At 74.3% G+C, this 13,446-nt stretch carries 10 protein-coding genes; 1 reads left to right on the forward strand and 9 read right to left on the reverse strand.

The genetic code is table 11. The annotated features are described in order from the left end of the window. Positions 1-36: 36 nt before the first annotated feature. The 9 genes from ACZ5NJ_RS22355 to rsmI all read right to left on the reverse strand — a co-directional run bounded on the left by ACZ5NJ_RS22355 (position 37) and on the right by rsmI (position 11,534). The gene (locus ACZ5NJ_RS22355; protein WP_468766853.1) at positions 37-1,668 is read right to left on the reverse strand and encodes an outer membrane protein assembly factor BamB family protein; all 1,632 of its coding nucleotides are present in this window, start codon (positions 1,666-1,668) and stop codon (positions 37-39) included. A 175-nt stretch (positions 1,669-1,843) separates the two neighbouring features. Next, positions 1,844-3,643 carry an ABC-F family ATP-binding cassette domain-containing protein gene (locus ACZ5NJ_RS22360; protein WP_468766855.1) on the reverse strand — a complete coding sequence of 600 codons (1,800 nt, stop codon included), beginning with the start codon at positions 3,641-3,643 and terminating at the stop codon, positions 1,844-1,846. A gap of 29 nt (positions 3,644-3,672) precedes the next feature. Continuing rightward, positions 3,673-4,995: an acyltransferase family protein gene (locus ACZ5NJ_RS22365; RefSeq protein WP_468766856.1), complete on the reverse strand. Its 1,323-nt coding sequence runs from the start codon at positions 4,993-4,995 to the stop codon at positions 3,673-3,675. A 267-nt stretch (positions 4,996-5,262) separates the two neighbouring features. Next, entirely contained in the window at positions 5,263-6,186 is a 924-nt protein-coding gene (locus ACZ5NJ_RS22370; protein ID WP_468766857.1) for a 4-(cytidine 5'-diphospho)-2-C-methyl-D-erythritol kinase, read from the reverse strand. After that, complete coding sequence (rsmA, locus tag ACZ5NJ_RS22375) at positions 6,183-7,109, reverse strand: 16S rRNA (adenine(1518)-N(6)/adenine(1519)-N(6))-dimethyltransferase RsmA (RefSeq protein WP_468766858.1); 927 nt, start codon at positions 7,107-7,109, stop codon at positions 6,183-6,185. Before rsmA ends, ACZ5NJ_RS22370 begins: the two co-directional genes overlap by 4 nt. Next, entirely contained in the window at positions 7,106-8,866 is a 1,761-nt protein-coding gene (locus tag ACZ5NJ_RS22380) for a ubiquitin-like domain-containing protein (protein WP_468766860.1), read from the reverse strand. Before ACZ5NJ_RS22380 ends, rsmA begins: the two co-directional genes overlap by 4 nt. Positions 8,867-9,078: 212 nt before the next feature. After that, on the reverse strand, positions 9,079-9,978 hold the full coding sequence (locus ACZ5NJ_RS22385; protein ID WP_468766861.1) for a TatD family hydrolase: 900 nt from the start codon (positions 9,976-9,978) through the stop codon (positions 9,079-9,081). Positions 9,979-9,987: 9 nt separating this feature from the next. Further along, on the reverse strand, positions 9,988-10,476 hold the full coding sequence (locus tag ACZ5NJ_RS22390; RefSeq protein ID WP_468766863.1) for a hypothetical protein: 489 nt from the start codon (positions 10,474-10,476) through the stop codon (positions 9,988-9,990). Between the two features lie 161 nt (positions 10,477-10,637). Then, positions 10,638-11,534: a 16S rRNA (cytidine(1402)-2'-O)-methyltransferase gene (gene rsmI, locus ACZ5NJ_RS22395; RefSeq protein ID WP_468766864.1), complete on the reverse strand. Its 897-nt coding sequence runs from the start codon at positions 11,532-11,534 to the stop codon at positions 10,638-10,640. A gap of 68 nt (positions 11,535-11,602) precedes the next feature. Here rsmI and ACZ5NJ_RS22400 point away from each other — a divergent pair, with 68 nt between their 5' ends. Further along, complete coding sequence (locus tag ACZ5NJ_RS22400) at positions 11,603-13,369, forward strand: dolichyl-phosphate-mannose--protein mannosyltransferase (protein WP_468766865.1); 1,767 nt, start codon at positions 11,603-11,605, stop codon at positions 13,367-13,369. Positions 13,370-13,446: the final 77 nt, after the last annotated feature.

Consider the following 13,446-nt stretch of genomic DNA (forward strand, 5'->3'; position numbering starts at 1 on the left):
GCTACTGCCTCTCGGTGGGCGGCTCGGTGGACTCGTTCACTTGCCGAATGCCATCAGGAGCTTCTCGTCCGTGCTGTTGCCCGCGAGGGAGGTCACGGACAGGAAGAAGCGGCCGTCCTCGAAGGACCTCCTGGAGAACATGAAGGAGCCCTCGATCTTCGCGGCCGGGCCCGAGGGCAGGCGGAGCAGGGTCGTGGGCGCGCCGCCGGCGGCCGGGTACGAGAGGATCTCGCCGGGCTGGTCGAGGGTGCCGGTGTGGTAGGCGACCAGTCGGCCGCCCGCGGCCTTCAGGGGGGTCAGGCCCCGCTTCTCCCCCGCGGCCTGGCGCCACTTGGGCTTTCCGGTGGCGAGGTCGAAGGCGACGATCTCGTTGTTGCCGCCGCCCTTGGCGTCGGTCGTGAGGTAGAGGGTGTCGCCGTCGACGGCGGAGTCGCCGCAGCCCTGGAGGTCGTCGAGGGTGCTGCCGCCGCAGTTGACGGTGAAGGAGCCCTCGGCGGCCATGGTGGAGCGCTTCTTGCCGTCCGGGGTCAGCGCGATGACGGCGCGTTCCTTGGTGTCGCGGTTGCCGATGTCGAGGACGGCCGGGGCGACCGAGTAGACGCCGTTGACCTGCCAGCCCTTGGGGAGCCGGTAGGCCCAGGTCTTCTTCCCGGTGACCGGGTCGGCGTCCTGGACCTCGACGATGTGGTCGTCGTCCATGCACAGGGCGATGCCGAGGAGCTTGCCGTTGCCGGCGGCGTACTGGGTGGGCTGGCAGCCCTCGGGGACGTTGCCGGAGAAGAGTTTGTCGCCCGTGCCGATGCGGTAGGCGCTGGTGCCGCCGAGCCGGTTGACGACGACGGTGTCGCCGGTGAGGTTCAGGCCGGCGCTGCCGCCGCCGTCGAAGATGCTCTCCTTGGCGACCTCCTTCGTCCAGCCCTCCTTGCCGGCCTTCAGGTCGATCAGCTTCAGCTGGTTGCAGGAGGCGTTGGAGCCGGTGCCGTCCTTGACGACGACGACGGTCCTGCCGTCGGCGGTGGTCTGGCCGGTCAGCCCGCAGATCTCCGCGCGGGTGTCGACCTTCCACTTCTCCTTGCCGTCGGTCACGGAGTAGCCGACGACGGAGGTGCCGAGGGTCTTGGCGACGGTGTCGCCGACCACCCACTGGCCCTTGGTGGGGATGCCCATGCCGGGGCCCTGGAGTTTGACGGTCTTGAGCCAGAGCACCTTGTCCTCGCCGGACTGGCGGCCCGCGTTGAGGTCGGTCTGCTCGGCGCTGCCGTTGCCGCTGCCGTCGCCCTTGTCGACGGTCGGGGAGCCGGAGGGCTTGGAGTCGGCGGGGGTGGAGCCCTGTGCGACGGGCTGCTTGGGGCCGTCGCCGCCGCTGCCGAACGCGAACCAGGCGCCGGCGCCGAGGACGAGGACGCCCGCGACGGCCGCCGCGACGATCACCGCGCCCTTGCGGCGGCCGCCGGGCGGCGGTCCGGCGGGTGCGCCGGGTGCGCCGGGCGGCGGGAAGCCGTACCCGCCGGGCTGGGCCAGGGGCTGGGGGACGGTCGGCGGCTGCTGGGCGTACGGGTTGCCGCCCTGGGGCGGGTAGCCGTAGCCCTGCTGGGGCGGGCCGGGGAGGTGGCCGTAACCGGAAGGGGGCGGTGGCTGGTTCGGCGGCGGCTGGGGCGGCTCGGTCATCAGCGCATACCTTCGGCTTCAGGCGGTCGGTGGGCCGGGGGGTACCCCGGAGATCGAAAAGAACCGACCCTTTCTATCACTCGTGGCCGGTACGCGACGGGCCGGTCGCACCCCTGTTCCCAAGGGCGGACCGGCCCGTGACGCGCCTGTTATGCGGCCGTACGAGGGCCTCGGCTCAGGCCTCTTCGGCCAGTTCCAGCCAGCGCATCTCCAATTCGTCGCGCTCGGAGATGAGTTCGCGCAGCTCCGCGTCGAGCTTGGCGACCTTGTCGTAGTCGGTGGAGTGCTCGGCGATCTGCGCGTGCAGGTTCGACTCGCGGTCGGACATCTTGTTGAGCTGGCGCTCGATCTTCTGGAGCTCCTTCTTCGCGGCGCGCGAGTCGCCGGAGGAGGTCGACTTGGGCGCGGCGGCCGGGGCGGGTGCCGGGGCGGCCGCCTCGATCATCCGCCGGCGGCGCTCCAGGTACTCGTCCAGGCCGCGCGGCAGCATCCGCAGGCTGGCGTCGCCGAGCAGGGCCATCACGGTGTCGGTGGTGCGCTCGATGAAGAACCGGTCGTGGGAGATCACGATCATCGAGCCGGGCCAGCCGTCGAGGAGGTCCTCCAGCTGGGTGAGGGTCTCGATGTCGAGGTCGTTGGTGGGCTCGTCGAGGAACAGCACGTTGGGCTCGTCCATCAGCAGCCGCAGGATCTGCAGCCGGCGCCGCTCACCGCCGGACAGGTCGCCGACGGGCGTCCACTGCTTCTCCTTGGTGAAGCCGAACTGCTCGCACAGCTGGCCGGCCGTCATCTCCCGGCCCTTGCCGAGGTCGACGCGGTCGCGGACGCGCTGGACGGCCTCCAGGACGCGCAGCGACGGGTCGAGCTCGCCGACCTCCTGGGAGAGGTAGGCCAGGCGGACGGTCTTGCCGACGGTGATCTCGCCGGAGGCGGGCTGGGTCTCGCCCTGGGTGCGGGCGGCCTCGGCCAAGGCCCGCAGCAGGGAGGTCTTGCCCGCGCCGTTGACGCCGACGAGGCCGACGCGGTCGCCGGGGCCCAGGTGCCAGGTGAGGTGCTTGAGGAGGGTCTTGGGGCCGGCCGTGACGGTGACGTTCTCCAGGTCGAAGACGGTCTTGCCGAGGCGGGCGTTGGCGAAGCGCATCAGCTCCGACTTGTCGCGCGGCTCCGGCACGTCGGCGATCAGCTCGTTGGCGGCCTCGATGCGGTAGCGGGGCTTGGAGGTCCGGGCGGGGGCGCCGCGGCGCAGCCAGGCCAGCTCCTTGCGCATCAGGTTCTGCCGCTTGACCTCCTCGGTGGCGGCGATCCGCTCGCGTTCGGCGCGGGCGAAGACGTAGTCGCTGTAGCCGCCCTCGTACTCGAAGACGGAGCCGCGCTGGACGTCCCACATGCGGGTGCAGACCTGGTCGAGGAACCAGCGGTCGTGGGTGACGCAGACGAGGGCGCTGCGGCGCTCCTGGAGGTGCTTGGCCAGCCAGGAGATGCCCTCGACGTCGAGGTGGTTGGTGGGCTCGTCGAGGACGAGGAGGTCCTGCTCGGCGATGAGCAGCTTGGCGAGGGCGATGCGCCGGCGCTCACCGCCGGAGAGCGGGCCGATGACGGTGTCCAGGCCCAGGTCGAAGCCGGGCAGGTCCAGGCCGCCGAAGAGGCCCGTGAGCACGTCGCGGATCTTGGCGTTGCCGGCCCATTCGTGGTCGGCCATGTCGCCGATGATCTCGTGGCGGATGGTGGCCGCGGGGTCGAGGGAGTCGTGCTGGGTGAGGACGCCCATCCGCGTGCCGCCGCTCTGGGTGACCCGGCCGCTGTCGGGTTCCTCCAGCTTGGCGAGCATCCGGATGAGGGTGGTCTTGCCGTCGCCGTTGCGGCCGACCACGCCGATCCGGTCTCCCTCGGACACGCCGAGGGAGATGCCGTCGAGCAGGATACGGGTGCCGTACACCTTGCTGACTGCCTCGACATTGACCAGATTGACGGCCATCAGACGCGCTCCAGGGAAGGGTTTGTGGATCAGCCCCTCAGCCTAACCCTCCGCGCCGACGGCGACCGTTCCACCAGCCAGGCGCCCGCCAGGGCCATGCCGATGGCGGCGGGCGCGGTGACCGGGACGGCGACGAGGGTGGCGGTGTGCCCTTCCAGCAGCCCGCCGAGGCCGGTCATGGACAGGCCGAGGATCCCCAGCAGGCACAGGGTGGTGCCGAGGGCGGCGGCGGGCCCGCTGCCGGGGGCGGTGTCCGCCGGGGAGGGGGTCTCGAAGCGGCGCAGGCAGGCCACGAGGACGGTGGTGAGGCCGGCCGCCAGGAGGATCCTGACGGGGACCTGCGCCCACCAGGCGGCGGTGGCGGGCTCGGGCAGGGCCGGGCCGAGGGCGAGCTGGGCGGCGTACACGGCGAGCATGGCGGTGAGGTGCCACAGGAACGCGGTCATGGCGACCCCGTTGGCGGCGACCACCCCGCGCCAGACGCGGGGCCGGGCGAGCAGGGCGGCGGCGGGCCGCGCGAGCAGCTGGACGGCGCCGACCAGCCACATGCCGTGGCAGAGCAGGGCGAGGGTGGGCGGGGCCATGTTGGACACCTTCTCGCCGGGCATCCCCACCATGGACAGCGGGTACGGGCCGACGGCGACGAGCAGCACCGCCCCGGCGAGGCCGGCGGCGCCGAGGAGGGCGGGGCGGCGGATGCGGCCGTCGGCGCGCAGGAAGCCGAGCTGGTGGACGGCGAGCCAGACGAAGGCGAAGTTCAGGAACTCGGCGTACGGGAGGTGCAGCGCGAAGCGCACGACGTCGACCAGGGCGGCGGCTGCGGCGAGCGCGGCGAAGGCGGCCCACCCCCAGCGGGCGTGGGCGCGCAGCAGGGGCGGGGTGAGGGCCACCATGGCCAGGTAGATCCCGATGAACCACAGCGGCTGGGTGACCATGCGCAGCGCGGCGCCGGCGAGCGGGCCCCGGTCGGCGCCGGCGAGCTGCACGACGAGGGCGAACGCGGCCCAGCCGAGCACGAAGACCAGGGTGGGCCGCAGCAGGCGGCGCAGCCGGGCGCGCAGGAAGGCGGCGTAGACGGGCCGGCCGGCGGAGCGGCGCTCCAGGGACCGGTAGGAGAGGGCGTGGCTGAACCCGCCGACGAAGAAGAAGACGGGCATGACCTGGAGCCCCCAGGTGAGCACCTGGAGCGGGGGCACGAGGGCGAGCAGGTTCCCTATGCCGTCGGCGCTGACGGCGGCCATCAGCCAGTGGCCGAGGACGACGGTCGCGAGGGAGGCGACGCGGAGCAGGTCCACGTACCGGTCGCGCGTGGCGGGGGTGGCGGCGGCGAGGTCGCTGGCGCTGGCTGTCATGTCCCCTACGCTCCTGGCCCGCGGCGGCCGGGAACAGGGCGCGGCTACTCATCCGCGCCCTAGGTACCGGTGGGTGACACGGGGGCCGCTGCGCGGGGCTTCCCCCGCGCGGGGCTGTTCATGGCCCCGCCGGCGTTTGAGGCGCGGGGGTCTGGGGGCGGAGCCCCCAGGAGCGGGGTCCGGGGCGAAGCCCCGGGGAACGGAGGAAGGGCGGGGCGGGGAGACGGCTCCGCGCAGCGGCGCCACGCGCACCCCAGGCGGGACCGGCTACGCCAGGACCGTGGCGCCCGGCGCCGGCGAGGCGGTCACGCGGGTGGCGCGGCAGGTGCCGGAGGCCTCCAGCTCGGCCGCCACCTTCGCCGCCGCCTCGGCGTCCCGCACCAGGAACGCCGTCGTCGGCCCGGACCCCGACACCAGCCCGGCCAGGGCCCCGGCCCCGACCCCCGCCGCGAGGGTCTCGGCCAGCTCCGGCCGCAGCGACAGCGCCGCCGGCTGGAGCCCGTTGGACCGCGGCAGCACGGCGGCCAGCGCGTCGGGGTCGCCGGAGGCAAGCGCCGCCAGCAGCTCCGCCGAGGCCTGCGGGACGGGTACGTCCATGCCCTCCATCAGCCGGTCGAACTCGCGGAACACCGCCGGGGTGGACAGCCCGCCGTGCGCCACCGCGAACACCCAGTGGAAGCCGCCCGCCGCGACGGGGGTCAGCAGCTCCCCGCGCCCGGTGCCCAGCGCCGCGCCGCCCACCAGGCTGAAGGGGACGTCGCTGCCGAGCTCGGCGCAGATCGCGAGGAGCTCCTCGCGGGGGGTGGCGAGCCCCCACAGCGCGTCGCAGGCCAGCAGCGCCGCCGCGCCGTCCGCGCTGCCGCCGGCCATGCCGCCGGCGACGGGGATGTTCTTGGCGATGTGCAGGTGGACGGCGGGGGTGAGCCCGGCCCGGGCGGCGAGGACTTCGGCGGCCCGCGCCGCGAGGTTCGTACGGTCCAGCGGCACCTGGTCGCTGTCGGGGCCCTCGCAGCTGACGGTGGGCCCGTCGCCGGTGGTCGGGGTCGCGGTGACCTCGTCGTGGAGGGAGACGGCGAGGAAGACGCTGGCCAGGTCGTGGAAGCCGTCGGGGCGGGCCGCGCCCACCGCCAGCTGCACGTTGACCTTCGCGGGGACCCGTACGGTCACCGGCCCGTGCGGCGCGGCGCTCACAGCGCGGGCTTCCGCGCGTCGGAGGGCTTGTGCTCGGCGATGGCCGCGAACTCCTCCACCGTCAGGGATTCGCCCCGGGCCAGCGGGCTGATCCCGGCGGCGGTCAGCGCGGCCTCGGCGGCGGCGGCCGAGCCGGCCCAGCCGGCCAGCGCGGAGCGCAGGCCCTTGCGCCGCTGCGCGAAGGCCGCGTCGACGACGGCGAAGACCTCGGCCTTGGAGGCGGTGGTCGCGATCGGCTCGGAGCGGCGGACGAGGGAGACGAGTCCGGAGTCGACGTTCGGGGCGGGCCAGAAGACGTTGCGGCCGATGGATCCGGCGCGCTTGACGTCCGCGTACCAGTTCGCCTTGACGGACGGGACCCCGTACACCTTGTTGCCGGGGCGGGCGGCGAGCCGGTCGGCGACCTCGGCCTGGACCATGACGAGGGTCCGCTCGATGCTGGGGAAGCGGTCGAGCATGGTCAGCAGCACGGGCACGGCCACGTTGTAGGGCAGGTTCGCGACGAGCGCGGTCGGCGCGGGGCCGGGCAGCTCGGTGACGAGCATCGCGTCGGAGTGGACGAGCGCGAAGCGGTCCTTCTTCCGCGGCATCCGTGCCTCGATGGTGGCGGGCAGCGCGGCGGCGAGGATGTCGTCGATCTCGACGGCGACGACCCGGTCGGCGGCCTCCAGCAGGGCCAGCGTCAGCGAGCCGAGGCCCGGGCCGACCTCGACGACGACGTCGTCGGGGCGTACCCCGGCGGTGCGCACGATCCGGCGGACCGTGTTGGCGTCGATGACGAAGTTCTGGCCCTTCTGCTTCGTCGGGCGCACGCCGAGGGCGGCGGCCAGCTCTCGGATGTCGGCCGGGCCGAGGAGGGCGTCGGAAGGGGCCTCGGAGGCCTGGGGGGTCCCGTGGGGCTGCTGCTGCTCTGCGGTGCTCACTGGTAAAGCCTACGGCCGCAGTGCGGCCACGGACTCGCCCCCCGCTGCACGTAGAGCTTCTTCGCCCGGAACGTCTGCTCCCCGGCCGGGGCGTCCTGCGGGCGGCCGCTGCCGCCGAGGGCCTGCCAGGTGGTGACGTCGAACTGGTAGAGGCCGCCGTAGGTGCCGGAGGCGTCGGTGGCGGAGGGCCGGCCGCCGGACTCGCACCGGGCGAGCGCGTCCCAGTCGAGGTGGTCGGCGCCGGCGACGGAGGTCGGCAGGGGCTTCGTGCCGACCTTGACAAGCTGGCTGACGGGTTCGCGGACGACCTCCTCGGCGATCCTGCGGGCGGGCTGGCGGACCCCGTTGACGGTGCGCAGCCCGTACGTGACCCGGCGCGCGCCGGGGCGGCCGGCGCGTTCGACGACCTCGGTGCCGGCGAAGAGGGTGTCGTCGTCGACGCGTTCGGTCTCGTACGGGATGCGTTCCTCGCGGACCTCGCGGGTGCCGGTGATGCGCAGGACGGTGACGGTCTGTCCGTCGCGCGGGAAGGAGTCCGGGGGCACGGAGGTGGTGTCCTCGCCGCGCAGGGTGATGCCGGCCTGGCCGAGGGCCTCCTGGACGGTGGCGGCGTTGGTGCGGATGGTGCGTTCGCGGCCGTCGGCCATGAAGGTGACGCCGCGTTCGGTGCGGACGCTGAGGGTGAGTCCGGCGCGGGGGACGGGGGCGGTGCGGGGGGCGGAGAGGTAGGCGCCCTCGACGCGGACGCCGAGCTGGTGCAGGGCGGCGTCGACGGTGCGGGCGGTGGTCCACAGCTGGCGGCTGGTGCCGTCGAGGGTCAGGCGCAGGGGGCGGCCGTAGCGGACGACGACCTCCTCGCCGTCCTCCAGGGCGGAGCCGCGGGCGGGGGCGACGAGGTCGTGGGGGCCGACGCCGAGGCCTTCGGCGGCGAGGAGGTCCTCGACGTTCCCGGCGAAGGTGTGGAGGGTGCGGGGTTCGCCGTCGACGGTGAGGTGGACGGACTTGTCGGCGGCGACGAAGGCGGTGGTGCCGCCGGCGAGGAAGGCGACGACGAGGGCCTGGGGGACGATGCGGCGCCAGCTGTCGCGGACGGCGGCCCCCTGCCCGGCGGGCCGGGTCCGCCGGCGGCGGCCGGTGGCGGCGGCGGGGGCGGCGGGGTGGGGGCGGTCGGCGCCGGCGCCGGGGTCGGTGGCCCGCCCGTCGCCGGCGGGGCCACCGGGTGCCCGGCGGCGGCCGGTGGCGGGGGCGGGGGCGGTGTCCGGCGGGGTCCCGGGGGCGCGGCGGCGGCCGGTGGCCGGGGCGGGGTCCGGGGCGGCGTCGGACGGGGTGCCGGGGGCGCGGCGGCGGCCGGTGGCCGGGGGGACGTCGGGGGCGGCGTCGGGGTGGCCGGTGGCGCGGCGCCTGCCGGTGGGGCGGCGGCCTTCGGCGGGGGGCGCGGCCGGGGTTCCGGCGGGCGGGGGCGCGGCGGGTGGGGGCGCGGCGGCCGGGGGTGGTCCTGCCGGGGCCGGGGCGGCCCGGCGGCGGCCGCCGCCGCCGGCCCGGCGGGCGGGGGCGGGGGCGGGGTCGTCGGCGGTTCCCGGGGCGGTGGCCGCCCGGCGGCGTGCGGCGCGCCGGCCCTCGGCCCGGGGGGCGGGGACGCCGGGCTCGGGCCCCGGGCCCTGCCCCGGGCCGGGACCCGGACGGGGGTCCGGGCCGGTGCGGTCCGGCTCGGTCTCCGGCCAGGAGGCACGGCGGTGACTGCCCTGCGTATCGCTCACGTCGCTCGCTCCACTGGTCCGGCCCCGGCTGGTTCGGGCACGGCACCCTAGCGGGAGCGGCCGTCACGCACCAAAGCCGTTCGACTACCCAGTGTGTCGAACGAACGGGTGTACCGAAGGTGTCGCGGCGACCGTACCGAAATGTCGGCACATCGCCATGACGTCATGTCGCCATGCGGTGATGTCCCCACACCCGCCCGCCGCTCAGTGGCTCAGTGGTCGAGTCGGTAGTCGAAGGCGCGGGCCGTGTTCGCCGCGAGGGCGGTGGCCATGGCGTCCTCGTCGATCCCGCGCACCGCGGCCATCGCCCGCACCGTCAGCGGGATCAGGTACGGCGCGTTGGGCCGCCCGCGGTAGGGCGCCGGGGTGAGGTAGGGGGCGTCCGTCTCGACGAGCACCAGTTCCAGCGGGGCCACCGCCAGGGCCTCCCGCAGCGGCGCCGCGTTCTTGAAGGTGACGGTGCCGGCGAAGGACATGTAGTACCCGGCGGCCGCGCACTCCCGGGCCATCTCCGCGTCCCCGGAGTAGCAGTGGAAGACCGTCCGCTCGGGCGCGCCCTCCTCGCGCAGCACGCGCAGCACGTCGGCGTGGGCGTCGCGGTCGTGGATGACGAGGGCCTTGCCCTGCCGCTTGGCGATCTCGATGTGGGCCCGGAAGGAACGCTCCTGCGCGGCCATTCCCTCCGGCCCGGTGCGGAAGTGGTCCAGCCCGGTCTCGCCGACCGCCTTGACGTGGTCGAGGGCGGCCAGCGCCTCGATCTCGGCGAGGGCGTCGTCCAGCGCGCCCTCGCCGCCGCCGGCCCGGGCGCCCTGCCGCGACCAGCCGTCCGGATCGCCCAGGACGATGCGGGGGGCCTCGTTCGGGTGCAGCGCCACCGCCGCGTGGACGTTGGCGTGGGCCGCGGCGGTCTCGGCGGCCCAGCGCGACCCCTTCACGTCGCAGCCCACCTGGACGACGGTGGTCACTCCCACCGAGGCCGCCTTCGCCAGCCCCTCCTCGACGGTGCCGGACTGCATGTCGAGGTGGGTGTGCGAGTCGGCCACCGCCACCCGCAGCGGTTCGGGCAGCGGGGGCGGGGCGTCCTTGGCGGAGGAGGAAGGGCTAGGGCTCATGGGCCGATCTTATGACCGGCGCAGCCGCCCCAGCAGGCGGGCGAGCAGGCCGGGCCGCCGCCCGGGCTCGTTGACGGTGACCGGCCCCGGGGCGTCGTGGGAGGGCTTGCGCTGCCTCGGCGGGCGCGGCGGGTTGTCCCCGGCCGGGACGGGTCCGGCGATCCCGGGGGCGATGCGGTGGTGGTAGAGGCGGTCGATGGTGGCGTTCACCTGGGAGACCGTGCCGGCCCGCATGATCCGCACCACGTGCCCGCCGCAGTTCAGGCAGGTCGGGTTGGACAGCGGGGAGGGCACCCGCTCGCCGTTCACCATGTACATGATGAACGGCTGGCCCTTGCCGTCGGTGTGGTGCTCGATCGCATAGGCCTGCTCCCAGCCGTACCCGCACTTCATGCACGCGAAGGAGTAGGCCTCGTGCACGGTCTGCACGTCGGACATGGAAACGGCGGCAGGACCTGCGACGGGGACGGGTACCGGGGTGTCAGCGATCTCACTCATGCCAGCTCCTCTTGTTCCACTGGTGCCAATGACAGTGGACGCCTCTTCGGGCGGGAGCGCATCAGGCCCTGTCCAGTGTTGGACTCTCTTTGGGCCAGTCATGTCTCAAAGCGGCCGGTGCGCGGTCTGAGCTTTGCTTTTCAGGTTAGCTCTTTACCGATCTACGGCATCTTTTGTGCCGCATTCTTTGCCGCGACCACCGCGTCGAAGACTTCGCGCTTGGGTACTCCGGCCTCGGCCGCGACCGCCGCGATGGCCTCCTTGCGCCGCTCGCCCGCCTCCTCGCGCACCCGCACCCTGCGCACCAGCTCCTCGTCGTCCAGGTCCGCGGGCCCGGCGGCCGGCGCGCCCTCGACGACGACGGTGATCTCTCCCCGCACGCCCTCCGCGGCCCACTCGGCCAGCGCGCCCAGCCCGCCGCGCTTGACCTCCTCGTAGGTCTTGGTGAGCTCGCGGCACACGGCGGCCCGCCGGTCGGCGCCGAACACCTCGGCCATGGCGGCCAGGGTGTCGTCGAGCCGGTGCGGGGCCTCGAAGTAGACGAGCGTGCGCCGCTCGCCCTCGACCTCGCGGAGCCGGCCGAGCCGCTCGCCCGCCTTGCGCGGCAGGAACCCCTCGAAGCAGAACCGGTCCACGGGGAGCCCGGAGAGCGCGAGCGCGGTGAGGACGGCGGAGGGCCCGGGCACGGCCGTGACCTTGATGTCCTTCTCCACCGCGGCGGCGACCAGCCGGTAGCCGGGGTCGGAGACCGAGGGCATGCCCGCGTCGGTGACCAGCAGCACCCGCCGGCCCGCCTCCAGGGCCTCGACCAGCTCGGGGGTCCGGGCGGACTCGTTGCCCTCGAAGTACGAGAGGACGCGCCCGGTGGTGTGCACGCCGAGGCCCTGGGTGAGCCGGCGCAGCCGCCGGGTGTCCTCGGCGGCGATCACGTCGGCCCGCTCCAGCTCGGCGGCGAGCCGGGGCGGGGCGTCGGCGAGGTCGCCGATCGGGGTCCCGGCGAGGACGAGTACGCCGTCGGAGGAAGGGGATCGGTCGGCGCGGGGCTGGTCTGCTGTCACCGCCTCATCCTCTCATTGGGGCTCGTGGGGACTGGGGCTCGCACAGGGGCGTTCCCTACGATGACCCGGTGACCAGTACCGCGACGCCGCCGCCCAGCCCCGCGGGGGCCCCGCCCGTCCCGCCGGGCGGAGGCGGCCCCGAGCACGAACCGCCCGCGTGGCTGCGCCGCCTGCGCGGGTTCGGCTACGCGCCGGCCGCGCCGGCCGCCGATGTCCGCACCCGCCTCGTGCCCCCGTACGCCCGGCCGTCCGCCCAGCTGTGGACGGCGCTCGGGATCGGGGAGGCGAGCCGGGAGAAGTGGCAGCGGGCCATGGCGTGGGCGGGGCCGCTGCTGGTGGCGTTCGTCGCGGGCGTGCTGCGGTTCGCGCACCTGGGCAGCCCCAAGGCGGTGATATTCGACGAGACGTACTACGCGAAGGACGCGTGGGCGACCATCCGGCAGGGCTACGAAGCCAGCTGGCCCAAGGATGTCGACAAGTCGATCCTGGCGAATCCCGACCTGGTACCGCTGCCCGCCGACCCCGGCTACGTGGTCCACCCGCCGGTCGGCAAATGGGTGATCGGGCTCGGCGAGTGGATGTTCGGCTTCGACCCGTTCGGCTGGCGGTTCATGACGGCGGTGCTCGGCACCCTGTCCGTCCTGATGCTGTGCCGCATCGGCCGGCGCCTCTTCCGCTCCACCTTCCTCGGCTGCCTGGCGGGCGCCCTGCTCGCGGTCGACGGCCTCCACCTGGTGATGAGCCGCACCGCCCTGCTCGATCTGGTGCTGATGTTCTTCGTCCTGGCCGCCTTCGGCGCGCTGGTCGTCGACCGCGACCGGGCGCGGGCCCGCCTCGCGGCGGCGCTCCCGGTCGACGAGGAGGGCCGCGCCCGCCCGGACGCGGCCGTCGCGGAGACCCTCCGGCTGGGCTGGCGCCCGTACCGGCTGCTGGCCGGCGTCTGTCTGGGCCTGGCGTTCGGCACCAAGTGGAACGGCCTGGTGGTGCTGGCCTTCTTCGGGGTCCTGACCGTGCTGTGGGACGCGGCCGCGCGCCGCACCGCCGGCGCGGGCGCCCCGTACGCGGCGATGCTGCGCCGCGACGCGCTGCCCGGGTTCCTCTCGACGGTGCCGGTGGCGATCGCCGTGTACCTGACGTCCTGGCTCGGCTGGATCCTGAGCCCGGACGACGGCAAGGGCGGTTACTTCCGCGACTGGGCCGCCAAGTACGACCGGAACAGTTCGCTGTCCTTCCTGCCGGAGTGGCTGCGCAGCCTGTGGCACTACGAGACGGAGGTCTACAAGTTCCACGTGGGCCTGACCTCCGGCCACACCTATCAGTCGAACCCGTGGAGCTGGCTGGTCCTGGGCCGGCCGGTGTCCTACTTCTACGAGTCCCCCTCCCCCGGCACCGACGGCTGCCCGGCGACCGAGGCGGGCAAGTGCGCCCGCGAGGTGCTGGCCCTGGGCACGCCGCTGCTGTGGTGGACGGGCTGCGTCGCGCTGCTGTACGTGCTGTGGCGCTGGCTGCTGCGGCGCGACTGGCGGGCGGGCGCGATCGCGTGCGCGCTGGGCGCGGGCCTGCTGCCCTGGTTCAACTACCAGGAGCGGACGATCTTCTACTTCTACGCGGTGGTCTTCGTCCCCTACCTGTGCCTGGCGGTGGCGATGATGGTCGGTGCCCTGCTGGGGCCCTCTGGCTCCTCGGAGCGGCGGCGGGCCCTGGGGGCGATCGGGGCGGGGGTGCTGGTGCTCCTGATCATCTGGAACTTCATCTATTTCTGGCCGATCTACACCGGCCAGACCCTGCCCATGGACTCGTGGCGTGGCCGGATGTGGCTGGATACGTGGATCTGACCCCTTACCCGCGCGTAAGGTGAGCCCCACAGGTTCTTTGAACGCGTTCAGAGAACGGGGGCTCCTGGGGAGGGGAC

The sequence above is a fragment of the Streptomyces sp. NPDC032091 genome (genome assembly GCF_055580265.1).

Coding starts and splice junctions, on each gene's coding strand:
- ACZ5NJ_RS22355 (WP_468766853.1), bottom strand. CDS start 1,668: ATGACCGAGCCGCCCCAGCCGCCGCCGAACCAGCCACCGCCCCCTTCC.
- ACZ5NJ_RS22385 (WP_468766861.1), bottom strand. CDS start 9,978: ATGAGCCCTAGCCCTTCCTCCTCCGCCAAGGACGCCCCGCCCCCGCTG.
- ACZ5NJ_RS22360 (WP_468766855.1), bottom strand. CDS start 3,643: ATGGCCGTCAATCTGGTCAATGTCGAGGCAGTCAGCAAGGTGTACGGC.
- ACZ5NJ_RS22390 (WP_468766863.1), bottom strand. CDS start 10,476: ATGAGTGAGATCGCTGACACCCCGGTACCCGTCCCCGTCGCAGGTCCT.
- ACZ5NJ_RS22365 (WP_468766856.1), bottom strand. CDS start 4,995: ATGACAGCCAGCGCCAGCGACCTCGCCGCCGCCACCCCCGCCACGCGC.